Below are 25,959 nucleotides of genomic sequence, written 5' to 3' on the forward strand. Positions count from 1 at the left end.
GGGGGACGGCCGGACTCTCCGTTCATACCTGCTGTGCTGGTCAGGGAGCCGATCCTGACGGTTTCTTTACGCCGGCGCGTCGCGATGTTGACAGCATTCGAGCGGCCCGCAGTAGACCGACCGGTACGAGATCTCGCGCGCCAGACAGGGCGACCCTAAGCTGTGCTGCGTGAATTCCGGGCGGGCGATGGTCGACGGGCGTTTCGAGTTGATCGAGCCCCTCGGTAGCGGCGGTATGGGCACGGTGTGGCGGGCCTACGACATCGCGCTGCATCGCGAGGTCGCGTTGAAAGAGGTGCGCGCGGAAGGCGACGCGACCTCCGCGGAGGTGCAGCGGGAACGGGTGCTGCGGGAGGCTCGCGCGCTGGCGCGCATCGCGCACCCGAACGTGGTGGCCATCCACCACATCGTGGACACCCCGGCCGAGAAGCATCCGTGGATCGTCATGGAACTCGTCGCGGGCGGCTCGCTGTCGGATCGGATGGCGCGGGGCGCGATGCCGCCGGAACAGGCGGCCCGGATCGGGCGCGGCATTCTCGCCGGGTTGCGGGCCGCGCACGCGGTGGGGGTGCTGCATCGGGATGTGAAGCCCCCCAACGTCTTGCTGCGCGCCGACGGATCGCCGGTGCTGACCGATTTCGGAATCGCCGCGGTGAACGATCTGACCGGGCTCACCTCCACCGGCAGCGTGGTCGGGTCGCTGCCGTATGTCGCGCCGGAACGACTCCAGGGGCACGAGGGCAATCCGGCCTCGGACCTGTGGTCGCTGGGGCTGGTGCTGTTCGCCGCCGTCGAGGGCTATCAGCCGATGCGCCGCGATACGGACGTGGCGACGCTGGCCGCGGTGCTCATGGGCGCGGTGCCGCCGCCGCGTCGGGCCGGGGCGTTGATGCCGGTGCTGAACGCGCTGCTGGTGCCCAATCCGGGCCAGCGGCCGCCCGCTGATCAGGTGGATCGGATGCTGGCGCAGGTGACCGGGTCGGGATCCGCTCCGGCGGAAGCGCTTGTGTACCCGCCGATTTCGGGGTCGCATCGGACGGTGACGGCGTCGCAGGATTTCGCGCCGCCGCCGGCGCAGGGGTTCACCCCATCGCAAGGGTTCACACCGCCGCAAGGATTCACGCCACCGCACGGGTATGCCACCGTCCAGCAGCCCCGCGACGCAACCGGCGGCCAGCCATTTCCGCTGATCGCGCCGGACCCGGTTCCGGCTGGGCCGCAACGCATTCCGCGGCCGCTGATCCTGACCGGCGTCGCGGTCGTGCTGGCGGTCGCCGCTGTCGCGGGCGTCGCGGTGTGGGCCTCTTCCAGCGGCGAGGGCTCTTCGGCTCCGCGGTCGGCGCAGGCATTGCCGTCCGGGATCACGCTGCCGTCGGGTGTCAGCCTGCCCAGCGGCATCGTCGTGCCGACGGTCGCCGCGACCGGTCCGGCCGCCCCCGCCGTCGACCTGGTGACGCCCGACGCCATGCGCACGGCCGTCGCGGCGCTCGAAAAGGTCTCCGGCGGAAAGCAATTCCTCGACATCACGATCTACCCGGAGTACATCAGCGCCGGCGCGCCGGTGCCGAACGAGCCGAAGCACTACGACAAGTTCAGCTACCGCGACGGCGCCGCCAAGCGGGACGGGGTGGGCGGCCAGCTCACCGATCCGACGATCGAGTTGAGCTCCATCGACTGGGACATTCTTCCCGACCTATTGAAGACGGCTCAGCAGAAGCTCAATGTGCCCAACCCCAAGTCGCACTACGTGATCGTCGACCCGGCCTGGACGTTCAACGACAACAAGCCGTCGCTGCTGGTCTATTACTCCGACGACTACAACGGCGGCGGGTATGTGGCGGCCAATCTCGACGGCAGCATCGTGCGCGTCTACGCCCGGTAACCGTTCTCGCGCAATCGCCGTCGGGGCCCGGTGAATCGCCTGGTCCTGATGGTTTCTTGACGCCTACGCGGCGGATACCGACGACATCTGTGCGCCACGCCACGCGACCCTGTAAGCGGAGCGTCAACGCGCGGGTCTGGGACGCTAAGAACCCGTAAACGATCTCGAATACGACCTTTCCGGGCGCTTGACTCACTCCGGCGCGTCTCGGGACGCACCGTAAGTAGAGAGGTTTCGAGAGATGTCCGTCGTGGTGTTCACGGTGCTGACGGTGGCGATATTCGCCCTGTTCGGCTTGATCCAACGCGGGGTGGAACGGCTGTGACTCAGAACATTATCGGTCTGGTCCTGGCCGTCGGCATCGCCATCTATCTCGTGGCGGCGCTGCTGTATCCGGAGAGGTTCTGAGTGAGCACCACTGTCGCGGGGATCCTTTTCGTCGTATCCCTGATCATCGCGCTGGCCGCGGTGCATGTGCCCCTGGGCGACTACATGTACCGGGCCTACAGCGGAGAGAAGCACTCGAAGGCTGAAAAAGGTCTCTACAAGCTGATCGGCGTGCAGCCGGGCGTGGAGATGACCTGGGCGGTCTACGCGCGCAGCGTGCTGGCCTTCTCGGCCGTGAGCGTGCTGTTCCTGTTCTTCCTGCAGCTGATTCAGGGCCGGCTGCCCCTGCACCTGAACGATCCCGGCACCAAGATGACCGCGGATCTGGCGTGGAACACCGCCATCAGCTTCGTCACCAATACGAACTGGCAGAACTACGCCGGTGAGTCGACCATGGGTCACGTCGTGCAGGCGCTCGGCCTGGGCGTGCAGAACTTCGTGTCGGCCGCGGTCGGCATGGCGGTGGCGATCGCGCTGGTGCGCGGCTTCGCCCGCCGGCACACCGGCGAACTCGGCAATTTCTGGGTGGATCTGGTGAGGGGAACCACCCGCATTCTGCTGCCGTTCGCGGTCGTCTTCGCCATCGTGCTCGTCGCCGGCGGCGTGATCCAGAACCTGCACGTCTACGACCAGGTCGCGCAGACCGTGGGCAACACCGGTTCACAAACCCTGCCGGGTGGACTGGTGGCCAGCCAGGAGACGATCAAGGAACTCGGCACCAACGGTGGCGGCTTCTACAACGTCAACTCCGCGCACCCGTTCGAGAACCCGACCGCCTGGACCAACTGGGTCGAGATCTTCCTGCTGCTGGTGATCAGCTTCTCGCTGCCGCGCACCTTCGGGCGCATGGTCGGCTCGAAGCAGCAGGGCTACGCGATCGCGGCCGTCATGGCGACCCTGGCGATCATCTCGGTCACGCTGATGAACCTTTTCCAGCTGCAGCATCACGGCACCGTGCCCAGCGCCATCGGCGCGTCCATGGAGGGCGTGGAAACCCGCTTCGGCGTATCGGATTCGGCGACCTTCGCCACCGCGACCACGCTCACCTCGACCGGTGCGGTGGACTCGGCGCACGACTCGTACACCAGCCTCGGCGGCATGATGACCATGTTCAACATGCAGCTCGGCGAGGTCGCGCCCGGCGGTACCGGATCGGGTCTGTACGGCATGCTCATCCTCGCGGTGATCACGGTGTTCGTGGCCGGCCTGATGGTCGGGCGCACCCCGGAGTACCTGGGCAAGAAGATCACCCCGAAGGAGATCAAGCTCGCCGCCGCCTACTTCCTGGTGTCGCCACTGATCGTGCTGGTGGGCACCGCCGTCGCCATGGCGTTGCCGGGCGAGCGCGCGGGCATGGCCAACTCCGGGGCGCACGGCTTGTCGGAAGTGTTGTACGCCTTCACGTCCGCGGCCAACAACAACGGTTCGGCCTTCGCGGGCTTGTCCGGCAATACCGTGTGGTGGAACACCGCGCTGGGCCTGGCCATGGTCTTCGGCCGTTTCATCCCCATGATCTTCGTGCTGGCATTGGCCGGATCGCTGGCGGCGCAAGGACATACGCCCGCCTCCGAGGGCACCTTGCCGACGCATCGGCCGCAGTTCGTCGGCATGGTCGCGGGCGTCACCGTCATTCTGGTCGCGCTCACCTTCCTGCCCATGCTGGCGCTCGGCCCGCTCGCTGAAGGAATCCACTCATGAGCACTCCCGTCCTCGATTCCGCGCCGGAACAGCAGGCGCCCAAGCCGAAACGCGGCGTCTCGACCGGGTTGTTCGACCCCAAGATGCTGCTGAAGTCGCTGCCGGACGCGGTGCGCAAACTCGACCCGCGGGTGATGTGGCGCAATCCGGTGATGCTGATCGTCGAGATCGGCGCGGTCTGGACGACCGTGCTGGCCATCGCGAAACCCACGTTCTTCGCCTGGGCGATCGTCGTATGGCTCTGGCTGACAGTGCTTTTCGCCAACCTGGCCGAGGCCGTCGCCGAGGGGCGCGGCAAGGCGCAGGCCGACACGCTGCGAAAAGCCAAGACCGACACCGTCGCTCGCCGTCTCGTGGACTGGTCCCCGGGCGCGCGCGTGGTGGAGGAGAAGGTCGCGGCCCCGGAACTGCAACGCGGCGACTTCGTCGTGGTGGAGGCCGGCCAGGTCATCCCCGGTGACGGCGATGTCGTGGAAGGCATTGCCTCGGTGGACGAATCGGCCATCACCGGTGAATCCGCGCCCGTCATCCGCGAATCCGGCGGTGACCGCTCGGCCGTCACCGGCGGCACCACGGTGCTGTCGGACCGCATCGTCGTCAAGATCACCCAGGAGCCGGGCGGCTCGTTCATCGACAAGATGATCGCGCTGGTGGAGGGCGCCTCGCGGCAGAAGACGCCGAACGAGATCGCGCTCAACATCCTGCTGGCCGCGCTGACCATCATCTTCGTGTTCGCGGTCGCGACGCTGCAGCCGCCCGCCATCTTCTCGAAGGCCAACAACCCTGGCGTGCTGGACAATCTGGCGCTGGACGGCAACGGCGTCACCGGCATCGTGCTGGTCTCGCTGCTGGTGTGCCTGATCCCGACCACCATCGGCGCGCTGCTGTCGGCCATCGGCATCGCGGGCATGGACCGGCTGGTGCAGCGCAATGTGCTGGCCATGTCCGGGCGTGCCGTGGAGGCCGCGGGCGATGTGAACACGCTGCTGCTGGACAAGACCGGCACCATCACCCTGGGCAATCGCCAGGCGTCGGACTTCGTGCCGATGCCGGGCGTCACCTCCGACGAATTGGCCGACGCCGCACAGCTTTCCAGCCTCGCGGACGAGACCCCCGAGGGCCGCTCCATCGTGGTGTACGCCAAGACCGCGTACAACAAGCGCGAGCGCACCCCCGGTGAACTGACCGGCGCGACCTGGGTGGAATTCACCGCCCAGACCCGCATGTCGGGCGTGGACCTGGCCGACGGGCATCAGCTGCGCAAGGGCGCGGCCAGCGCCGTCACCGAATGGGTGCGCTCCCACGGCGGCGAGATCCCGAACGCGGTCGGCGAGACCGTGGACGGCATCTCCGCCTCCGGCGGCACCCCGCTGGTGGTCGCGGAGATCAAGAAGGGCACCGCCACGCTGCTGGGCGTCATCCATCTCAAGGATGTGGTCAAGCAGGGCATGCGGGAGCGCTTCGACGAGATGCGCCGCATGGGCATCCGCACCGTCATGATCACCGGCGACAATCCGTTGACCGCCAAGGCCATTGCCGACGAGGCGGGCGTGGACGATTTCCTCGCGGAGGCGACGCCCGAGGACAAGCTGGCGCTCATCAAGAAGGAGCAGGCCGGCGGGCGCATGGTCGCCATGACCGGTGACGGCACCAATGACGCGCCCGCGCTCGCGCAGGCCGACGTGGGTGTCGCCATGAACACCGGCACCTCGGCGGCCAAAGAGGCCGGCAATATGGTCGATCTGGATTCCGACCCGACCAAGCTGATCGAGATCGTCGAGATCGGCAAGCAGTTGCTGATCACGCGCGGCGCGCTCACCACGTTCTCGATCGCCAACGACATCGCCAAGTACTTCGCGATCATTCCCGCGCTGTTCGTGTCGATCTTCCCGGGTCTGGATCTGCTGAACATCATGCGGCTGCATTCGCCGCAGTCGGCGATCCTGTCGGCGGTCATCTTCAACGCCCTGGTCATCGTGGCGCTGATCCCGCTGTCGCTGCGCGGCGTGAACTACCGGCCGTCGAGCGCGTCGAAACTGTTGAGCCGCAATCTCTACATCTACGGCCTCGGTGGCATCATCGCGCCGTTCATCGGGATCAAGCTCATCGACCTTGTCATTCAATTCTTCCCGGGGATGTCCTAATGCGTATGTCAGCCTGGATTCGCCAGCACATCGCGGCGCTGCGCGCGCTGCTGGTGCTCACGGTGATCACCGGAATCATCTATCCGGCCGTGGTTCTCGGCGTCGCGCAGTTGCCGGGACTCAAGGACAAGGCGAACGGGTCGCTGATCACCAAGGACGGAAAACTGGTGGGCTCCAGCCTGATCGGGCAGGCGTTCACCGACGGTAAGGGCAATGCGCTGGTGCAGTACTTCCAGACGCGGCCGTCCAACTCGTCGCCGGCGGCCGACTCGACCACCGGGGTCAGCGCGATCCCGGACGGGTACGACCCCACCAACACCTCCTTCGGCAATATGGGTCCGGAGTCGGTGGTGGACACCCTCGACGCGAACGACCCGAAGAAGGACAAGTTCAGCCTGCTGACCACGGTGTGCCAGCGCAGCCAGGCGGTCGGGCAGCTCGAGGGCGTGGACGGCAGCCGGCCGTACTGCACCTCCGGCGGCGTCGGCGCGGTGCTGGCGGTGATGGGCGAGCGGGACTCGCACGGTCTGGTCACCCACCCGTCGCAGGTCGTCAGCGTCAACGAGGCGTGCTCGACCGACGCCAAGAACCCGACCACGCCGTTCCTGGACGCGTACGAGGGCGTCAAGGTGGAGTGCGCCAAGCGCGGCGAGGACTACTCCACCGGGCAGATCGTCCCGATTCGCGGCGACGCCTCGGCCGACACCCCGGTGCCGACTGACGCGGTGACCGCCTCGGGCTCCGGCCTGGACCCGCAGATCTCCCCGGAGTACGCGGCCATCCAGGTGGCGCGAGTCGCCAAGGCGCGCAACGTCTCCGTGGATCAGATCAAGGCGGTGGTGGACGCGCACAAGATCGGCCGTGCCCTGGGCTTCATGGGCGAACCCACCGTCAATGTCGTCGAGCTGAACTACGACCTGGACACCAAGTACCCGGTCAAGGCATAACCTCAGCCGATCCCTGGGCTCCGGTCGCTTCGCTCACGAGAGCGACCGGAGCCCTTGGCCTTTGTGCGCCTGTCCGGCCGTAAGGAATCGGTTAAGAAGCTCCCGCACGGCAGGCAGGTGCCGTCAAGATCAGCCGACCGGTACGCCGGAAACCCTAACGTCGAGGTCATGACCGACCGCGCGGACGACCTGTCCGCATTGCGCCGATTGCTGAATCACCGTGGCGTGGTCGAACTTCTCGACCTCCTCGCCGACCGCCCGCGCACCGTCCGTGACCTGCGCACGGCCCTGGGCCTCCGCCGCCCCGGCGTCTCCCGCGTCCTGCGCGTCGTAGCCGCCCACGGCCTGGTCCGAACCGAGGGCCCCGGCAGCTGGGACGACGCACTGTCGATCACCACCCCCATCGAACTCACCGAAACAGGCTGGCGCACCGTCGAACTCCTCTCCAGCTTCACAGTCTGGGAATCCCTCTACCAGCACTCGGACCCCACTCGCGACCTCTGACAACGCCAGGACCCGCTCGGGTAGCGGCATGGCTGCTGGGCGCACAGGGGGACCGAGCGGTATCGTCCGGCGCGTAGCGCGGACAACGGCCGAATCCGCGCGGAGGAGGATGGCGTGGCGATTACCCGGGACACCCCGCACGGTTCCGCGGCCCAGGGGTCGGGCGCGCATACCGGGTCGCGGGCCGCGCTGACGATCGGGGCGCTGGGAGTGGTGTTCGGGGATATCGGCACCAGCCCGATCTACACGCTGCAGACCGTGTTCAATCCCGATGACCCGCATCCGATTCCGGTCAGCCGGGACAACATCTTCGGGATCGTGTCGCTGGTGTTCTGGTCGGTCATGATCATCGTGACCGTCACCTACGTGCTGCTGGCCATGCGCGCCGACAACGACGGCGAGGGCGGCATCATGGCCTTGATCACGCTGCTGCGCCGGTGGACGAAGCGCGGCGGGCGGCGGACCGCCACGATGCTGGCGGCGCTGGGGATCTTCGGGGCGTCACTGTTCCTGGGGGACAGCATGATCACCCCGGCCATCTCGGTGCTGTCGGCGGTCGAGGGCGCCAAGACCGTGTCGTCGTCCATGGGTGATTTCGTCGTGCCGATCACCGCGGTCATCATCTTGGCGCTGTTCCTGGTGCAGCGGCGCGGCACCGCGGCGGTGGGGCGGGTGTTCGGGCCGATCATGATCTGCTGGTTTCTGGTGATCGGGCTGTGCGGGGTCGCCGGCATCACCCGGCATCCGGAGATCGTGAAGGCGCTGTCGCCGACCTATGCGCTCGGATTTCTGTTCGGGCACTTCGGAATCGCGTTCTTCGCGCTGGCCGCGATCGTGCTGGCGGTCACCGGCGCGGAGGCGCTCTACGCGGATATGGGGCACTTCGGCCGCAGCGCGATCACCCGCGCGTGGCTGGCGCTGGTGTTCCCGGCGTGCGTGCTCAGCTATCTCGGGCAGGGTGCGCTGATTCTCGACGATCCGGGCCATATCAGTGCCCCGTTCTTCCTGCTCGCGCCCAGCTGGGGGCGGCTGCCCATCGTGCTGTTGGCCACGGCGGCAACGGTGATCGCCTCGCAGGCGGTGATCACCGGGGCCTATTCGGTGGCCGCGCAGGCCGCCCAGCTCGGCTATCTGCCGCGACTGCGGGTCGCGCACACCTCCGAATCCACCATCGGGCAGATCTATGTGCCGTGGATCAACTGGCTGCTGCTGGTGTCGGTGCTGACGCTGGTGTTCGCGTTCCGCAGTTCCGCGGCGCTGGCGTACGCGTTCGGCATGGCGGTCACGGGGACCATCACCATCACAACACTGCTGTTCTTCTATATCGCGCGGGCGCGGTGGCGGACGCCGATCTGGCTGGTGCTGCTCGGTGCGATACCGCTGCTGACGGTGGATCTGCTGTTCTTCGCGGCGAACCTGACCAAGCTGGTGCACGGCGCGTGGCTGCCGCTGCTGATCGCCGTGGTCGCGTTCACCATCATGACGACCTGGCAGCGGGGCCGCGAGATCGTCACCGCGGAACGGGAACGCACCGAAGGGTCGCTGCGCGAATTCGTGGATCGGCTGCGCGCCGACACCTCCTCGGTGACCACGGTGCCCGGGACCGCGGTCTTCCTCAACCGGGGCAGCGAGACCGCGCCGCTGGCCATGCGCGCCAATGTCGAGCACAACCATGTGCGCCACCGGCAGGCCGTGATCCTGTCCATCGGCGTCGAGCTGGTGCCGAGAGTGCCGGTGGCGGAACGGATCTCGCTCGACCACCTCGGCTACGAAGACGACGGCATCGTCTACGTCACCGCCCGCTACGGCTACATGGAAACCCCCGACGTCCCCGCGGCGCTGCGACTGCTCGACCCGGCCGAGACCGAAGGCGCGCTGGACCTCGAGCGGGCGTCCTACTTCCTGTCCAAGATCGAGCTGCGGCGCGGTGACGCCCCCACCATGGCGCTGTGGCGCAAACGCCTGTTCATCGCCACCTCGCACATCACCGCCGACGCGGCCGAATACTTCGGTCTCCCGCGCGAGCGCACGGTCATCATGGGTTCCCAGATCGAGGTCTAGGTTCCCGCAGCAGGGTCAGGCGGCCGGTCGGCGAGACGAATGATCCTGCCGCTCTTGCTGTTCGATGAGATCGATCAGCCCATCGACTGCCGCCAGCGACGAGAACTCGTCACATGCGACCAGCCCCGGATATCGGTCCGATCGCGCGACGAACGTCGCGTCCTCCACCGACCAGTGCACCTGGAAAGACGACAGACAGACACCACTGTCGATGATGCCCATAATGATTGCCTCTTCTACTGAACGTTGCCTCGAACCTCGATTGAATCGCCACCCCCGCCCGCCCCCGACGCCTTTTACGCATCCATAACCCCCGCGAATCACGGATTTTCGAATTCTTGACGGCCGAGTGCCGGCGGTCACCAGCCCCAATCATCCCGCGGCGGACGCTGCCCGGTGGGACCCGGTGCGGGCGTACCCGTGGGGCTGGGATCGGGCTGCCAGACAGTATCCGGAGGGGGAGTGGCAGGCTCGAATCGCGGGATCGGAGGTGAGTTGAAATACCTTGGGGTATAGGGGATTTTGGAGGTGGTGTCCGGGACCTCTTCCTCCTGTCGTGAACCGTTCGGCGGTTGCCCGTTCTCGGCCGCCCCGGCCGGTGGTGCCGACGTCTCGGCGGCGGATTCCGGCGTCTCGGTGGCGGGAGGGGATGTATTCGGCTGTGGCTTTTCGGGTTCCTCGGCTTGCGGTAGATCGGCGCGAAGGTCGCGGCGTAGGGCGAGAAACTCGTCGATCTGCTTCTGCAACTCCATACGCTGCACACGCAGCTCCCCAGGCCGCAGCCCAGCCCCCTCCAACGCGGCCGTACGCTCAGCGAACTCGTCGCCCTTGCGCCCGAACGCCTCCTCCGCGGCTTGCCGCAACTGAATGGGCGTCATCCCGTCCGGATTTACGCCGAGCCGGCGCAGCTTCTCCCGTGCGGCATCCAACCGCTCTTCCACCTGTTGTGCGCCTTCGTGTTTCGTTTTCGGTTCGGCCGGGTCGTGCTTAACCTCCTTTGCCGCTAGGGGCTGTGTCGCCGGTTCGGGCCCGGGTTCCGCGGCCGGGCGGGGCCGAACCTCGGCAGCTGGTCGGTGTCCGCCGGCCACCACGAGAGTGGGTGAGGAAGAGGCGGAGGGCGCGGGTTCGTCGGGGCCCAGCGCATTTGGGTCACCGGCGCGGGTCTGCGGGCGCGGGGTGCTGCCGTCGCTGGAATGAGTGGGGGCTGAGGGGGATTCGGGGGCGGTGAAGCGGTGTGCTTCGGGGGGCGTTGGGGTGGTGGGGTGGCGGAATCCTTTGGTGCCGCCGACCAGGACGCCGTAGGCGCTGGCGCTGGTGAGTAGGCGGGGGTCCCAGGTCCAGCCGTTGGCGAGGCCGCCGACGGCCCAGGCGCCCAGGCCGCCGAGCATGCCGGAGGTTGCGCCGACGGTTGCGCCGTTGAGGGCGTTGCCGAAACTGCCGCCGGGGAGGTGGATGTGGTTCGCTGCCTTGCCGAATGCGGAGCCGGCGGGGCCGCCGATGGCGCCGGCCGCGGCTGCTGTGTAGGCGGTGGTGGCGACTCGGGTCCAGTCGATGTCGCGGCGGTGGCCGGCGCCGACCTGGTATGTCTGGATCGCCAGGTCCTGGCCGGTGCCGAGCATGGTGCCGAATACGACGTGTTTGGCTGCGAATTTGGCCAGGGCGGCCAGGCCGGTTTTGGCGGCGAAGCGGGCGATGGCGGTCACGGCGCGTTCGCCGAGCAGGCGCACCGCGACGCGGGTGGTGGCGATCGCGACGCTTTCCGACAGCGGCGCGGTCGGCGGAAACAGCCATGCGGCAGCGATTTCCGCGGCCAGCATGGCCAGCGACGAGAGGACGAGGATCTTCGTGTATTGGATCTCGGTGCCCAGGCCGTCGGCGGATTCGGCGACGGAGTCGAGGAGGTCGGCGAGGTGTTCGAGGGATTCGGGGCCGTGGTCGAGGCGGTCGAGCGCGCTGATCATGGCGTCGAGCCCGTCGCCCCACGGGTAGGCGTCGATGGTCGCCTGTTCGGCGGCCCGCAGTTCGGGCAGCAGTGTGCGCAATTCGGCGGCGGCACTGCGCCAGTCGTCGCCGATACCCCACATATCGTCTTCGTCGCCCTCGGGCCATGCCGATCCGGCGACCCAGTCGAGCCATGCCAGCTCGCCGGGAATATCGATGGACACCCGCGTTACCGGAAGCAGTTCCCATTGCGATGGTCGGTGTGCGCCAGCACATCCGCGGCCTCGACTTGACCGCCGGCGTACGAGCCCAGCGTCGTGGCTGTCTTGGCCAGCCCATCGGCGAGGTTGCGGTGCGCGGCGAGATATCCCTGATCCCCGTCGGCGAACGTGCCGCCATAACTGTCGGCGCCCCACGCGATTCCCTTGGCGGACAGCGCTTTTTCCAGGTTCGCGCGGATGCCGTCCACCCGGTCGCGCAATGCCGCCATCTGCCCGGCGGCTCCGCGCAACTGTTCCGGCGTCACATCGACTCTCCGCGCCACTCGCGCACCCCTTCCGCTCCATGATCGGATTTCGACCCTGGCATGCGGAACCGCCGGCGACCACGACCCGGACAGCGAATTAACGTGCCCCTGACGGAGATCGATCGAACTCTTGACGAAATCCTCACGCCGACACCGGATTCCACGACGGACCGGTGCCGGGTTCACCACCAGCCGAGGATCGGCTGCAGTTCGCGCCCCAGTTCTGGGACCAGAGAGCGGGCGTAGCTTGCGGTCAGGTGGTGTTCGTCGTGGTAGACGAGGATGTTGCCTTCGACCACCGCGCAGACGGCGGGTTCGCAGACGGCGTTGTTGGGGTCGATGAGGTGCAGGTTGGGGAAGGCGGCGGCGGGGGCGGCGGCGGGGTTTTCCGGGGAGAGCGCGTCGGCGCGCTTGATGCCGCAGTCGAGGCGGTTGCCGCCGCTGGCCAGGCAGTCGATGGCGCGGTAGCGGATTCCGTTGCGGCGCAGCCACGGAGTGTCGCGGATGCCGATGATCTGGAGGTTGCGGTCCGAGAGGGCCGACCAGACGTCGACGTAGTCCTGGGGGGTCTCGTCACCGCCGTTGTCGCTGGGGCGGGTGGCGGTGGTGAACACGAAATCGGGATGCTCGCTGCCGAGGCGGTCGATCACCTCGGCCGACCAGTCGCGGCAGTCCGGATTGTGCTGGCCCTTGTACATGGGCTCCTCGGCCACCGTCAGCGGGCAACCCATCTTCAGATAGACGACCACCCGGAAGTGATACTGCTCGCCGAGCAGCTGCAGGGCCGGAATCCAGTGCTCGGCATGGGAATTGCCGACCACCGCGAGGGTGCGATGCGCTTCGTGATCACCGTACGTGCAGGTGACGACCGCGCGCGTATCGAAGTCGGAGATGCAGCCGTCGCGGGTCGGGTAGGCGATATCGGCGGGCGCTTCCTCGGTGGTCGGGCGCATCGGGGCGCGCGGCACCACCGCGTGATCGGTGAGCGCCGCCGCGCCAGGGTATTTCGACGGATCCAGCTCGCCGACGGCATGCGCCTTCGCGCCCATGTTCCACTGCCAGGCCACGGTCGACGCCAGCAGCAGCACCCCGACCGTGGAGACCGCGACGCCCGCGATCAGGCGGGCGCGCGCCGGATCGATCAACCGGCCCGGCGCCGGGGTCGCGGGCTTGGACCGCTCGCGCAGCGGCTCCTCGACCAGATGGTGGGTCAGATACGCCAGCAGCAGCGACACCACGATGATCACCGCCCCGCCGATCGCCCCCGCCCGGCGCTGATGCTGTTCGCCCAGATAGAAGATGAGAATCGGCCAGTGCCACAGGTACAGGGCGTAGGCGAAACCGCCCAGCTGCACGATCGGCCCGGTGGCCAGCACCCGATTGACCAGCGGCTGATCCGCGGTGTCGCGGCCCGCGCCCGCGAGAATCAGTGCGACGGTGGCCGATACCGGAATCAGCGCGGCCGGGCCGGGAAACACCAGGACGCCGTTGACCATCCATCCGCAGCACGCGATGGCCGCGATCCCCGTCCACGCGAACGCTTCTCGCGCCGCGCGCGGCAGCCGGATGTAGGGCGCGGCCAGGGCCAGCAGCGCCCCCGCCAGCGGCTCCCAGGCGCGGGCGAAGGTGTCGTAGTAGTTCCAGCCCTGTTGTGTCGCAACGCCGTCGGCCGCATGCCAGAACGAGGCCACACCGACGACCGCGAAGAGCACCGCGAGCACCAGCCGCAGCCGCCCGGGCCGCCCGGCCCGGCGCAGCGCGAACGCCGCCCCCGCCACCGCAAGTAGCAGCGCGAGATACATCTGCCCCTGCACCGACATCGACCACAGATGCTGTAGCGGGCTCACCGACGGGTCGGCCGCCAGGTAATCCGACCAGGACAGCGCCAGATACCAATTCTGGTAGTAGAACAGCGAAGCCACCGTCTGGCCCGCGATATCCGACCAGCGGGTGTGCGGCAGCAGCGTCACCGTCGCCACCACGACCGCGGCCAGCACCACCACCATGGCGGGCAGCAGCCGCCGCAGGGTCCGCCGCACGGTGTTCAGCACACCCACCGCACCGCCGTCGGCGCGGCGCACGAGCATGCCGGTGAAGAAGAAGCCCGACAGCACCAGGAACACGTCCACGCCGCCGGAGACCCGCCCGGCCCAGATGTGGAAGGCGACCACCAGGGCGATGGCCACGCCGCGCAGTCCGTCCAGATCCAGGCGGTAGGCGCCGGCGCGGGCGGGGGCGGGGGCGGCCGAGGCGTCCTGGCGGTCGCGGTCCGGCGCGGTCGGATGATCGGTGCTGGATATCGGCATGGCGGCTGCCATTGTCGGTCAGGGCTCGGGGAAATCACGAATCGCCACACAGAAGGTGTCCGTGTTGTGGCTTTTGTCGCTGGTCAGGCGAATGCGAAATAGCGCAGCCACAGATACGGCGCGGCCACCACGATGGTGACCGCGGTCACCACAATGCCCTTCCGGGTGAATTCCCAGAACGAGATCGGATGATCGGAGCGCTTCGCGATACCGAGCATCACCACGTTCGCGCTGGCCCCGACTGCTGTGAGATTGCCACCGAAATCCGCGCCCAATGCCAGCGCCCACCACAGCGCGTCCGCCTGCGCCGGATGATCGACGTGCTCCACCAGCTCAGCCACCAGTGGACTCATGGTCGCCACGTACGGGATGTTGTCGATGACACCCGACAGCACCGCCGAAACCACCAGTATCAGCATGGTTGCCACGAGCGCGTTCCTGCCGGTGAGTTCGGTCGCGAATTTCGCCAATCGGCCGATCACACCGGTTTTCACCAGGGCCCCGATCATCACGAACAGGCCGACGAAGAACAGCAGCGTCTCCCATTCCACCGCGGACAGGTAATCACGTTGCGGCAGACCGGAAATCAACACCAGCACGCCCGCGCCCAGCAATGCCACCAGTGACGGTTCGAGATGAAAAACTGGGTGCCCGAAGAATCCCGCGAAAACCGCGCCGAGCACGATTCCGCACTTGACGAGCAGCCGCGGATCGCGAATGGCCTCCCGCTCCTCGAGCTGCATCACATCGGCGGCGCGCTCGGGATCCACCTCGAACGAACCCCGGAACAGCCGCGGCAGCAGCAGCGTGAACACCGCCAGCTCGATCAGCACGATCGGCGTCAGATTCCAGAAGAAGTCGTTGAACGACAGGCCCGCCCGGCTGCCGATGATGATGTTGGGCGGATCGCCGATCAGGGTGGCCGCGCCGCCGATATTGGAGGCCAGCACCTCCGCGATCAGGAACGGGGTCGGAGCCACCTCGAGGCGCTCGCACACCAGCATGGTGACCGGCGCGATCAGCAGCACGGTGGTGACGTTGTCGAGGAATCCCGAGGCGGTCGCGGTGATGAGGACCAGCAAGATCATCACCCGCAGCGCGGAACCCTTGGCGCGCTTGGCCGCCCAGATCGCCACGTACTCGAAGATGCCGGTCTGGCGCAGCACGCCGACGATGATCATCATCCCGAGCAGCAGGAACAGCACGTTCCAGTCGATGCCGGTCCGATGCGAGTAGAAGACGTCGTCGGAGCCGACGATGCCGACCAGCACGACCACGCCGCCCCCGGCCAGCGCGGCGATCGTCTTGTGCACGCGTTCGGAGGCGATGAGGATGTAGGCGATCGTGAAGACCGCGATCGAGAGGGCAACGGTCATGACCGCCGCCGGATGATCGCGGGGCACAGCCCCGGCGGGCTCAGTTCGCGAGCGCCACTTCCAACAGCCGCGAGGACGTGATCACGCCGAGCAACCGGTCCCCGTCCTGCACCGCCACCAGCGGCGACTGATACTTCGCCATGAGCGCCGCGACCTCGACCATATTGTCGTCGTGCTTGGCGGCCGGGATCTTGGTGAGCCGCTCCGGAATCACGTCGCGGACCTTCTTGCCCCGCAACCGCTTCACCACCTGCCCGCACATGGACTCGTTGAGCACCCCCGCCAACGTCGAATCGTCCTGCACGTACTTCGGCACGATGAACAACACCACCTGCGAGGCCGGCAGCACCGAATGCGGTTTCCCTTTCGCGTCGAGCACCAGAATCCCCGGCAGCCGATGCTCGGCCAGCAACTTCGCCGCGTCGATCGCGTCGGAGTCCAAATCGATCACCGGATATTCCTCGGCCATCTGAGCGGCATGCATACGTGCAGGATACGACGGACAGCCGAGCGTTCACGGCAGCAGAATACGTCAAGATCGAAAACCGGCGCGGCACCGCAACTCCCCAGGTCGAGACCATACAGCCCGAGTTACCGGACCGGCCGACCAGACTTCCCGGCACGCCATCGATACAGATTCCGTAAAAAGCCTACCGAGACCGGGCTTTACGTGTCGCGCGGGTGGGTCAGCTCGTACACGCGGTAGGGGGCGCGGATGACCGGGTGGGAGACGTTGCGGACTTCGGTGCCGCGTGGGGTGCGGCCGGATTCGATGCCGCCGTGGGCGTGTCCGTGGAGGGCCAGGGCGGTGTCGGTGGCGTCGATGGCGTCGGCGAGGTCGGCGCAGCCGAGGCCGGGGTAGATCTTGGGGGGTTCGCCGACGAGGGTGTCGACGATGGGGGCGAAGTGCATGAGGGCGATGCGGAGGTCGCAGTCGAGGGATTCGAGGGCGGCGCGCAGGCGCAGGGCGTCGGCGGGGCCGCGGCGGAAGCGTTGGCGATGTTCGACGCTGCCCTCGGCGGGATTGCCTGGGTGGCCGGGGAATCCGCCGCTGCCGCCCATGACTCCTGCGATGCCGAGGCGAATGCCGTTGACGGGCAGGGTGATCGCGGTGCCGTCGAGCATGTGGACACCGATATCGGTGAGCCGCACCGCGATTCGGTAGCCCAGGCGTCGATCGTGGTCGTGGTTGCCGAGTACGGCGACAACCGGGACGGGCAGGTCTGCGATCTCGGCGCACAGGGCGTCGGTGTCGCGCAGGGTGCCGCCGTTGGTGAGATCGCCTGCCAGCAGCAGGACGTCGGCGTGCGCGCCGAGGCCGAGCAGCGCGGGCCGGAAGCGGCCGCGGATGCTGTCGCGCAGGTGCAGATCGCCTACCGCGGCGATGCGCACCCGTCCGGTTTCGGTCTCGCCGCTGCTGCCCATACCGTCAATCAGCCATACGCCGCGCGGGCCTGTCAACGACATTCCCGCGCGGCGGCATTCGCGTGCGACCGGGTCGCGGTTACGGCTCGAGCGGTTCCATGCGCAGCGGCACGCCGAGGCGGTTCCACAGGTTGATCTGCGCGGTCACGGCGACCAGTCCGGCGCGCTGGCCCTGGTCGAAGTGCTTCTCGACCGCGGCCCAGATCTCGTCGCTCACGCCGTGCGGACCGAGTCGGGTTGCGGCTTCGGCATATTCGAGCGCGGCCCGCTCGGTCTCGCTGAACAGCGCCGACTCCCGCCAGGCGTTGAGGTGCCACAGGCGGCGTTCGGTCTCGCCTGCCTTGCGAGCCTCGGTGGAATGCATGTCGATGCAGAACAGGCAGCCGTTGATCTGACTGACCCGGATCTTCACCAGCTCCCGGACGGTGGCGTCCAGGGGGCCGCGGCGGATGGCGGCCTCGGCGGCCAGCCACGCCTGGTAGACCTCGGGCGCCGCCTCGGGCATGGTCAAACGCGTCATGATGTCGTCCTTCCGTGCGGTTCGTAGACAACCCTTGGACGAGACACCGGCCGGGAACGTGACGGGTAGACGGGTATGAGGCCGGTCACACCATGATGGCAGGGCCGCCCGCACCGGACTCCGGGATACCTACTCGCCGGTATATGCCCGAAGGATGTTGTTTGCCGTAATTGTGCGAAATGCGGCGCGGCGGACAATAATCCGCACGTGGGAACAGTTGTGCTGATTGCGCTGGGTCTGTTGTGCTTCGTCACCGGGCCCGCATTGGCGCTGGTCATCGTCTTGGCCGTGCGTGGTGAGACCCGTCGGGCGGCCGGGCCCCGGCCGCCCGACGCGGGCGATGCCGGACGGATACCCGTCGCCGGGGCGCGCCGGTAGTCCCGGCGCGCCTCGACACCGGATCACCCCTGAACCGGCGTGTGTTCCGCTACGGGCGAGTGAGTGTGGCGTAGCGGGCGATGTGCTGATCGGTGGTGCCGAACTCGTACTGGACTGCCGTGAGGCGCTTGAAGAAATGGCCGATGGCCAGTTCCTCGGTCATGCCCATCGCACCGTGCAACTGCACCGACTCCTGGCCGATGCGGCGGGCGGCGCGGCCGATGGTGGCCTTGGCGGCCGAGGCGGCACGGGCCCGCTCCGGGGCGGGGGCGTCCAGCTTCAGCGTCACCAGATACGTTGCGGCCACGGCCTGTTCGAGTTCCAGCAGCATGTCCACCATGCGGTGCTGCAACGCCTGGAAGCTCGCGATCGGGACGCCGAACTGCTGGCGCTGTTTGGTGTAGGCGACGGTGTCGGCGACCACCTTGCGCATGGCCCCGACCGTCTCGGCGCACACCGCGGCGATGGCCTCGTCGAGGGTGGCGGCGATGGCCGCGCCCGCCTGCGGGATCAGCAGGGCGTCCGCGGGCAGGCGCAGGTTCGCGAAACTCAGGTCGGCGGCCTGGCGTTCGTCGATGGTGCGGTAGGGGCGGGCGGTGAGACCGGCCGGCGGGTCGGCGGGGTCGAAATCCACCACGAACAGTGCGATATCGCCGTCCGCGGCCGCGGTGACCAGCAGGTGGGTGGCCAGGGGTGCGGTGGTGACCACCGTTTTCTCGCCGGTGAGCAGCCAGTCTTCGCCGTCGCGGACCGCGGTCGTCGCGACCTCGGTGTAGTCGTAGCCGGAATGCGGTTCCAGCGCGGCGAATCCGGTGACCACCTCGCCGGAGGCGATGCCCGACAACAGATCCTCGGCGCGCTTGCCGGTGCTGCGGCGCAGCAGGCCGCCGCCGACCACCACGGTGTCGACGTAGGGTTCCAGCACCAGGGCCGCGCCCAGCGCCTCGGCGATGATCATGGTCTCGACCGGTCCGCCCCCGATGCCGCCCACCGACTCCGGCAGGCTCGCGCCGAGAATCCCCACCTCCTCGGCCAATCCGCGCCAGATCTCCGGCTGCCAGCCGGCCCCGGTGCGGGCGGCGGCCCGGCTGGGTTCGAGCGGGTAACGGGCCGCGAGGAATTCGGTGACGGTGTCGCGGAGCAGCTCCTGCTCGGCGGTGAAAGAGAAGTCCATGGTCACAGTCCCAGGGTGGCTTTGGCGATGATGTTGCGCTGAATCTCGTTGCTGCCGGCGTAGATCGAGCCGGCGCGGTCGTTGAAGTACCGCAGGGCGGCGACCGCCTGCCATTCCGCGCCGGCGACGAAACCGTCGGCGGGCGGGGTGAAGTCGGCGATGGGGCCGCCCGGCATGGTGGCGTGCGGCTGATAGGCGCGGCCGCGCGGGCCGGCCGCCTCCAGCGCGAGTTCGGTGAGCGTCTGGCTCAGCTCGGTGCCCAGGATTTTGATGGTGGAGGCGGCCGGGCCCGGGTCCTTGCCGCTGGAAACCAGTGCGAGCGTGCGGTATTCGAGGATCTCGAGCACGTCCGCGCGCAGGCGGGCGTCGGCCAGTTTGTGGGAGAAGGCCGGATCGTCGATGAGCGCGCCGCCGTTCGGGCCGACCTGTTCGGTCGCGGCCTGCGCGAGCTCCTCGGCCATCACCTGCAGGGCCGGGGCCGCCGCGCCGCCGCCGCGTTCGAAGTTGAGCAGGAATTTGGCCACCGTCCAGCCGTCGTCGACGCGGCCCAGCACATTGGCCTGCGGCACCCGGACCTGGTCGAAGAAGACCTGATTCTGCACTTGCTCGCCGGAGGTCATGACCAGCGGCCGGATTTCGATGCCCGGGGTGCGCATATCGATGAGCAGGAAGGTGATGCCCTGCTGCTTCTTGGCCTGCTTGGAGGTGCGGACCAGCGCGAAGATCCAGTTGGCCTCGGTCGCGTGGGTGGTCCAGATCTTGGAGCCGGTGACCAGGAAATCCTCGCCGTCGGCGACCGCGGCCATCGACAGCGACGCCAGATCCGAACCCGCTTCCGGCTCGGAGTAGCCCTGGCAGAAGAAGACCTCGCCCGTGAGGATGCGGGGCAGGAAGTACTCCTTCTGCTCCGCCGTGCCGAACGCCATGATGGCGTGCGAGACCATCCGAATTCCCATGGGCGACAAGTTCGGTGCGCCCGCGAGCGTGCATTCGCGCCCGAAGATGTAGTGCTGAGTCAGACTCCAATCGCACCCCCCGTACTTCACCGGCCACGCCGGCGCAGCCCAACCCCGCTCGTGCAGAATCGCCTGCCACGCCATGCTGGCCTCGTGATCCGGATACACGCTGGTCGACAACCGCCCCGCCCGCCGCAGATCGTCGGTTAACTTTTCGTCGAGGAAACCGCGCACTTCATCCCGAAATGCCAGATCGGCAGCCGACCAGTCAAGATCCACGATGACTCCTACTCCAAGAACTCCCACTAACCATCGCACCCCACCACCCCCACTGGCAAATGTGCTGGCACCCGCCCTCACTTGCCGCCACCACCCCGACACCCGCTGCCGAACACACCCGCATCGCCGACCTCCTCGGCCGCGATCCCCTCCCCAACCAACCGAACGGGCCCCGTTTGCGTGTCGGACTGGCGAGTCCCCTGAAACCGGCTGTGGGGCAACAGCTACGGCGTAGTTTGCCCAACCATGGCTGACCCGCCGAACAATCCGCACGACGCGTACTTCCGCCTCGAAGGCCGAGACGCCTTCGTCTACGTCCTGATCGAGCACCAGAGTCGTCCAGATTCGTTGATGGCCTTCAGAATGCTGGAATACACGGTGCGAATCTGGAACGACTACATTCGCAACAACCCAAGACCGACACTCTGCCCGCCGTCATCCCCATGGTCGTCTACGCCGGCTCCGACGGCCGCCGCTGGAACAGGCCGACTCGGCTCGCCGACCTGATCGATATCGACCCCGCGACCCGCGCAGCACTCGGCGACTGTCTCCCGAACCTGCGCTTCCTCCTCGACGACCTCACCACCGTCGACCAATCCGCCCTCCGTGCCCGCAACCTGACCGCCGACACCCTCCTGATGATGGTGTTGCTCGCCACCGCCCCCGGCAACCGCCACCTCGCCGAAGAGCTGTGGCCCCTCTCCGACGACCTCCGCGCCCTCTGGACCGCCCCCACCGGCAAAGCGGAGCTCCAATGCCTGATCAGGTACATTTTCATAGTCAGCGAAACCAGAGAATCCGACCTGGTCCCTCTGATCGAACAACTCGGCCCCGAGGCGAGGGAGATCATCATGACAACCGCAGACCGCCTGCGCGCCGAAGGCGAAGCCCAGGGGGAAGCCCGGGGGCGGGCCGAATTGTTGATTGTGCAGTTGTCGGCGCGGTTTGGGGAGTTGCCTGCTGCGACCGTTTCGAGGCTGCGGGCGGCTGATTCCGGACTACTGGATGTCTGGGCGGTGCGTTTGCTGAGTGCGGGCAGTCTTGCTGAGGTGTTTGGGGAGTAGGGGGCGGGGTGGTTGGCGGGTTTGTTTGGGGGAGAGGGGGTTAGGGGGACAGGGTTAGTTCGATTAGGGGGACGTTGTCGATGGTGTCGGATATGGCGGATTCGATGATGGCGCTGAGGTGGTGGTAGGCGCGGGGGTGGGCTTGTTGGTATTCGGTGAGGACGGAATTGGTTTCGTCGGGGGTTAGGGGGCGGGCGGTGGCGGGGGTGCGGTAGTGGAAGGCGATGGTGACGTGGCAGGCGGGGTGGGCCAGGAGGTTGCGGTACCACTGGGCTCGGGAGCCGAAGCCGGAGGCGATGACGAGGGTGGTGGGGGTGGGGCGGGCGACGGTTTCCAGGGCCACGTAGCGGGGCTGGCCGGATTTACGGCCGACGTGTTCGAGGAGCAGGAGGCGGTGGCCGAAGAGGAAGCCGAGGCGGGCTCGGAAGAGGAGGATCGGGGCGCGGACGAACCAGCGGGTCTGCAGCAGGCGTGCGCCCAAGGCTGCGGCGGTCATTCCTCACCGTACGTCACATGGGAGTTCTGATCGGGGACTCGGTGTTCCGGCATACTCGGGGCAATCGCGGGGGAGCGGGTATCGTGAGCCGCTGTGCATCTGAAGAGTCTGACGCTGAAGGGGTTCAAGTCCTTCGCGTCCGCGACGACGTTGCGATTCGAACCGGGCATCACCTGCGTGGTCGGGCCCAATGGGTCGGGTAAGTCGAATGTCGTCGATGCGCTCACCTGGGTGATGGGTGAGCAGGGCGCGAAGGCGCTGCGCGGCGGGAAGATGCAGGACGTCATCTTCGCCGGCACCGCGGGCCGCGCGCCGCTCGGCCGCGCCGAGGTCACGCTCACCATCGACAACACCGACGGCGTGCTGCCCATCGAATACTCCGAGGTGTCGATCACGCGCCGCATGTTCCGCGACGGCGCGGGCGAGTACGAGATCAACGGAAACTCCTGCCGGCTCATGGATGTCCAGGAGTTGCTGAGCGACTCCGGTATCGGCCGCGAGATGCACGTCATCGTCGGCCAGGGTCAGCTGTCGGCGATTCTGGAATCGCGGCCCGAGGACCGCCGCGCCTTCATCGAGGAAGCCGCGGGTGTGCTCAAGCATCGCCGCCGCAAGGAGAAGGCCGTCCGCAAGCTGGACGCCATGCAGGCCAATCTGGCCCGCCTCACCGACCTCACCACCGAATTGCGCCGCCAGCTCAAGCCGCTGGGCCGCCAGGCCGAGGTCGCCCGCCGCGCCGCGACCGTCCAGTCCGAGCTGCGGGACTCCCGATTGCGCCTGGCCGCCGACGATCTGGTGACCCGCCGCCGCGAACTCGAGAGCCAGCAGAGCAAGGAGGCGTACGCGCGCGAACAGCACGTCAACGTCCAAGCCGAACTGGACGCCGCCAATGCCGCACTCGCGCAGCAGGAATTCGAGCTGTCCAGGCTCACCCCGAGCGCGGAGGCGGCCGCGCAGACCTGGTTCCAGCTGTCCGCTTTGACCGAACGTGTCAATGCCACTATCCGCATTGCCCGCGACCGCGCCCGCAATCTCACCATCGAGCAACCGACCGGCACCGGCCGCGATCCCGAGCAGCTGGAGCGGGAAGCGGATCGGGTCGAAGCCGAAGAGGCCGAACTGCGCGAAGCGGTCGAAATGGCCACGGAGACGCTGGAAGCCGCGCGCGACCAGCTGCACGAACGCGAACAGGCCGCCAAGGCCGCCGAACAGGCCCACCTGGCCGCCGTGCGCGCCATCGCCGACCGCCGCGAGGACCTGGCCCGGCTCTCGGGCCAGGTCGACACCCTGCGCATTCGCGCCCAATCCGTGGACGGCGAGATCTCCCGCATGTCCACCGGCATCGCCGAGGCCCGCCGCCGCGGCGAGGAGGCCAATGCCGAATTCGAGTCCGTGCAAAGCGAACTCGGCGAACTCGACGCCGGCGAGGAGGGCCTCGACACCGCCTACGAGCACGCCGCCCAAGCCCTGGCGCTGGCCGATCAGCGCGTCACCGAACTGCGCGAGAAGGACCGCGAGGCAGGCAAACGCGTCGCCTCGCTGACCGCCCGCATCGAAGCCCTCACCATGGGTCTGCGCCGCAAGGACGGCGCGGCGTGGCTGCTCGAGCACCGCACCGACGGCCTGCTCGGCCCGCTGTCCGGATTGATCCGCGTACACACCGGATTCGAAGCCGCCGTCGCCGCCGCGCTCGGCCCGCTCGCGGATGCCGTTGCGGCCGATACCGGCCCATCCGCCCACGCCGCGGTCCGCGCCCTGAAGGAAGCCGACGGCGGCCGCGTCGCCCTGGTTTTCGCCGGCGCCGGTGAAGCGACGGGTGCGGCCAATGCGATCGTGGCCGACATGGTCTCCGGCGCAACCGGATTCGCCGCGGACCTCGACAACGCGGCTCCTCCGAACGGTGGCGTTACGGGCGTCCCGAACGGTGCGGGCACGCTCGCCGCGTCGAATATCGTTGGCGGGCCGCGGGATACGCCGCTGCCGGCGGGTGCCCGGTGGCTGGCCGATGTGGTGGAATGTCCGGCCGATCTGCGCGCGGCGATCGCTGCGCTCACCGCCGGCATCGCGGTGGCCGACGAGCTGGGGACCGCCGCCCGGGTGGTGGCCGAACGGCCCGAGTTGCGGGTGGTCACGCGGGACGGCGATTTCACCGGCAGCGGGTGGGTGCTCGGCGGCTCCGATCGCGCCCCCAGCCAGCTCGAGGTGCAGGCCGAAATCGATTCGGCCAAGGACGAGTTGACGTCCTGGCAGCGGCAGGCCGAGGAGCTCGAGGCGGCGCTCGCCGGGGCGCTGGCCGAGCAGACCGACCGCAAGGAAGCCGTCGACCACGCGCTGCTCGCGCTGCACGAATCCGATCAGGCGCTGGTCGCCATCTACGACCGGCTCGGCCGCCTCGGCCACGCCGCCCGCAGCGCGCAACGGGAATCCGATCGCCTGCTGGCCCAGCGCGCCGACGCCGAGACCAGCCGCGAGGAAACCCTCGCCAAGCTGGCCGAACTCGAGGATCGGCTGCGCAACGCGGAAAGCGAACAGGCCGAGATGGATCCGGAGGCCGCGGGCACCGAGACCGCCGGCTACGCGCGCGAGGAGGCCGCCGCCGCCCTCGCCGAGGCTCGCTCCATGGAGGTGGAGGCCCGGCTGGCCGTCCGCACCGCCGAGGAGCGCGCGGAATCCGTTCGCGGCAAAGCGGATTCGCTCCGCCGCGCCGCCCGCGCCGAACGCGAGAACCAGCAGCGCGCCGAACGCGCCCAGGCCGCTCGCCGGCAGGCCGCCGAGGTCGCGGCGGTGGTCGCCGCGTCGGCGGAGAAGGTGGCCGCCGAACTCGAAAAGGTGGTCGCGCAGGCGTCGGCCCGTCGCGACGAATTGGTGCGCCGCCGAACCGAATTCGCGGCGCAGGTGGAGCAGACCAAGGAGCGCGCCCGCGCCCTGGCCACCCAGCTGGCCCAGCTCACCGACGCCGTGCACCGCGACGAGGTGGCCCGCGCCCAGGCCGCGCTGCGCATCGAACAGGTCGAGACGAATATCGCCGAACAGTTCGGCGTCAGCCTCGACGAACTCATCGCCGAATACGGTCCGGACGTGCCCATGCCGCCGACCGCGCTGGAGATGATGGAGTACGAGGCGGCCCGCGAGCGCGGGGAATCCGTCAGCGAACCGCAGCCCATGCCCTACGACCGCGCCACCCAGGAGCGCCGCGCCAAACGCGCCGAGAAGGACCTCACCACCCTCGGCAAGGTGAATCCCCTTGCGCTGGAGGAGTTCGCGGCCCTCGAGGAGCGCTACACCTTCCTCAACACTCAGCTCGAGGACGTCAAGAAGGCCCGCCAGGATTTGATGGACGTGGTCGCCGAGGTGGACGAGCGCATCCTGCAGGTGTTCACCGAAGCCTACGAGGACGTCGAGCGCGAATTCGAGGGCGTGTTCTCGCGGCTGTTCCCCGGCGGCGAGGGGCGGCTGCTGCTCACCGATCCGGCGAACATGCTCACCACCGGCGTCGAGGTGGAGGCGCGGCCGCCGGGCAAGAAGGTCAAGCGGCTGTCGCTGCTGTCCGGTGGCGAGAAGTCGCTGGCCGCAGTGGCTTTCCTGGTGTCGATCTTCCGCGCCCGCCCGTCGCCGTTCTATGTCATGGACGAGGTCGAGGCGGCGCTGGACGACACCAACCTGCGCCGGCTCATCGGCCTGTTCGAGCAGCTGCGGGAGAAGAGTCAGCTGATCGTCATCACCCACCAGAAGCCGACCATGGAGATCGCCGACGCGCTCTACGGCGTCAGCATGCGCGGCGACGGCATCACGCAGGTGATCTCGCAGCGGTTGCGCGGCGAGAATCTCGTCGGCGCCGCACCATAATTCGAGGCTGGGCGCGGGCCGATTCCGGATCCCGCTCAGCGGGAACAAT

At 68.1% G+C, this 25,959-nt stretch carries 21 protein-coding genes and 1 pseudogene; 11 read left to right on the forward strand and 11 right to left on the reverse strand.

What is annotated here, in order from left to right:
- The first annotated feature begins 169 nt into the window (after positions 1-169).
- The 7 genes from D7D52_RS16490 (at position 170) to D7D52_RS16525 (ending at position 9,623) form a co-directional block, all read left to right on the forward strand.
- Positions 170-1,882 (forward strand): serine/threonine-protein kinase, encoded by a 1,713-nt coding sequence (locus tag D7D52_RS16490; RefSeq protein ID WP_222932835.1) that lies wholly within the window; start codon positions 170-172, stop codon positions 1,880-1,882.
- Between the two features lie 321 nt (positions 1,883-2,203).
- Entirely contained in the window at positions 2,204-2,290 is an 87-nt protein-coding gene (kdpF, locus tag D7D52_RS40330) for a K(+)-transporting ATPase subunit F (RefSeq protein ID WP_120737472.1), read from the forward strand.
- Positions 2,291-3,967, forward strand: a complete 1,677-nt coding sequence (gene kdpA / locus D7D52_RS16505; protein WP_120737474.1) for a potassium-transporting ATPase subunit KdpA — start codon at positions 2,291-2,293, stop codon at positions 3,965-3,967.
- Positions 3,964-6,111 (forward strand): potassium-transporting ATPase subunit KdpB, encoded by a 2,148-nt coding sequence (kdpB, locus tag D7D52_RS16510; RefSeq protein WP_120737476.1) that lies wholly within the window; start codon positions 3,964-3,966, stop codon positions 6,109-6,111. The genes kdpA and kdpB overlap by 4 nt, the downstream gene beginning before the upstream one ends.
- Complete coding sequence (locus D7D52_RS16515; protein WP_120737478.1) at positions 6,111-7,058, forward strand: potassium-transporting ATPase subunit C; 948 nt, start codon at positions 6,111-6,113, stop codon at positions 7,056-7,058. Before kdpB ends, D7D52_RS16515 begins: the two co-directional genes overlap by 1 nt.
- Positions 7,059-7,226: 168 nt before the next feature.
- The gene (locus D7D52_RS16520) at positions 7,227-7,562 is read left to right on the forward strand and encodes a winged helix-turn-helix domain-containing protein (RefSeq protein WP_120737480.1); all 336 of its coding nucleotides are present in this window, start codon (positions 7,227-7,229) and stop codon (positions 7,560-7,562) included.
- Between the two features lie 120 nt (positions 7,563-7,682).
- The gene (locus D7D52_RS16525; protein WP_222932900.1) at positions 7,683-9,623 is read left to right on the forward strand and encodes a potassium transporter Kup; all 1,941 of its coding nucleotides are present in this window, start codon (positions 7,683-7,685) and stop codon (positions 9,621-9,623) included.
- 15 nt (positions 9,624-9,638) lie between these two features.
- On the opposite strand, the gene D7D52_RS16530 is transcribed toward D7D52_RS16525, so the two are convergent.
- The 8 genes from D7D52_RS16530 to D7D52_RS16565 all read right to left on the reverse strand — a co-directional run bounded on the left by D7D52_RS16530 (position 9,639) and on the right by D7D52_RS16565 (position 17,717).
- A complete protein-coding gene (locus tag D7D52_RS16530) occupies positions 9,639-9,845 on the reverse strand; it encodes a hypothetical protein (protein ID WP_120737484.1) in 207 nt (68 codons plus the stop codon).
- A 137-nt stretch (positions 9,846-9,982) separates the two neighbouring features.
- Positions 9,983-11,788 carry a WXG100-like domain-containing protein gene (locus D7D52_RS16535; protein WP_120737486.1) on the reverse strand — a complete coding sequence of 602 codons (1,806 nt, stop codon included), beginning with the start codon at positions 11,786-11,788 and terminating at the stop codon, positions 9,983-9,985.
- Between the two features lie 5 nt (positions 11,789-11,793).
- Positions 11,794-12,108, reverse strand: coding sequence for a WXG100 family type VII secretion target (locus D7D52_RS16540; RefSeq protein WP_162958348.1), 315 nt, complete (start codon positions 12,106-12,108; stop codon positions 11,794-11,796).
- A gap of 164 nt (positions 12,109-12,272) precedes the next feature.
- Entirely contained in the window at positions 12,273-14,396 is a 2,124-nt protein-coding gene (locus D7D52_RS16545; RefSeq protein ID WP_120744170.1) for an acyltransferase family protein, read from the reverse strand.
- 83 nt (positions 14,397-14,479) lie between these two features.
- On the reverse strand, positions 14,480-15,772 hold the full coding sequence (locus D7D52_RS16550) for an ArsB/NhaD family transporter (protein WP_120744171.1): 1,293 nt from the start codon (positions 15,770-15,772) through the stop codon (positions 14,480-14,482).
- A 40-nt stretch (positions 15,773-15,812) separates the two neighbouring features.
- On the reverse strand, positions 15,813-16,256 hold the full coding sequence (locus D7D52_RS16555) for a CBS domain-containing protein (RefSeq protein WP_120737490.1): 444 nt from the start codon (positions 16,254-16,256) through the stop codon (positions 15,813-15,815).
- Between the two features lie 182 nt (positions 16,257-16,438).
- Complete coding sequence (locus tag D7D52_RS16560) at positions 16,439-17,197, reverse strand: metallophosphoesterase family protein (protein ID WP_120737492.1); 759 nt, start codon at positions 17,195-17,197, stop codon at positions 16,439-16,441.
- A 79-nt stretch (positions 17,198-17,276) separates the two neighbouring features.
- Positions 17,277-17,717, reverse strand: coding sequence for a carboxymuconolactone decarboxylase family protein (locus tag D7D52_RS16565; RefSeq protein ID WP_120737493.1), 441 nt, complete (start codon positions 17,715-17,717; stop codon positions 17,277-17,279).
- Between the two features lie 207 nt (positions 17,718-17,924).
- Here D7D52_RS16565 and D7D52_RS37790 point away from each other — a divergent pair, with 207 nt between their 5' ends.
- A complete protein-coding gene (locus tag D7D52_RS37790; protein ID WP_162958349.1) occupies positions 17,925-18,095 on the forward strand; it encodes a hypothetical protein in 171 nt (56 codons plus the stop codon).
- A 49-nt stretch (positions 18,096-18,144) separates the two neighbouring features.
- Here D7D52_RS37790 and D7D52_RS16570 read toward each other — a convergent pair whose 3' ends face one another.
- Both D7D52_RS16570 and D7D52_RS16575 read right to left on the reverse strand, forming a co-directional pair.
- Positions 18,145-19,269, reverse strand: a complete 1,125-nt coding sequence (locus D7D52_RS16570; RefSeq protein WP_120737495.1) for an acyl-CoA dehydrogenase family protein — start codon at positions 19,267-19,269, stop codon at positions 18,145-18,147.
- Between the two features lie 2 nt (positions 19,270-19,271).
- Complete coding sequence (locus tag D7D52_RS16575; RefSeq protein ID WP_120737497.1) at positions 19,272-20,504, reverse strand: acyl-CoA dehydrogenase family protein; 1,233 nt, start codon at positions 20,502-20,504, stop codon at positions 19,272-19,274.
- Between the two features lie 246 nt (positions 20,505-20,750).
- Between D7D52_RS16575 and D7D52_RS40335 the strand changes: the two are divergent.
- Positions 20,751-20,888, forward strand: a pseudogene (locus tag D7D52_RS40335) (Rpn family recombination-promoting nuclease/putative transposase); the annotation flags it as partial.
- A gap of 2 nt (positions 20,889-20,890) precedes the next feature.
- Positions 20,891-21,568 carry an Rpn family recombination-promoting nuclease/putative transposase gene (locus D7D52_RS16585; protein ID WP_281279226.1) on the forward strand — a complete coding sequence of 226 codons (678 nt, stop codon included), beginning with the start codon at positions 20,891-20,893 and terminating at the stop codon, positions 21,566-21,568.
- A 40-nt stretch (positions 21,569-21,608) separates the two neighbouring features.
- Here the strand turns inward: D7D52_RS16585 and D7D52_RS16590 are convergent, their stop codons facing one another.
- Positions 21,609-22,064 (reverse strand): nitroreductase family deazaflavin-dependent oxidoreductase, encoded by a 456-nt coding sequence (locus tag D7D52_RS16590; protein WP_120737503.1) that lies wholly within the window; start codon positions 22,062-22,064, stop codon positions 21,609-21,611.
- A 93-nt stretch (positions 22,065-22,157) separates the two neighbouring features.
- Between D7D52_RS16590 and D7D52_RS16595 the strand changes: the two genes are divergently transcribed.
- Positions 22,158-25,910: an AAA family ATPase gene (locus tag D7D52_RS16595; protein ID WP_120737505.1), complete on the forward strand. Its 3,753-nt coding sequence runs from the start codon at positions 22,158-22,160 to the stop codon at positions 25,908-25,910.
- Positions 25,911-25,959: the final 49 nt, after the last annotated feature.

It is taken from the genome of Nocardia yunnanensis, assembly GCF_003626895.1.
In the GTDB taxonomy this organism is placed as follows: domain Bacteria; phylum Actinomycetota; class Actinomycetes; order Mycobacteriales; family Mycobacteriaceae; genus Nocardia; species Nocardia yunnanensis.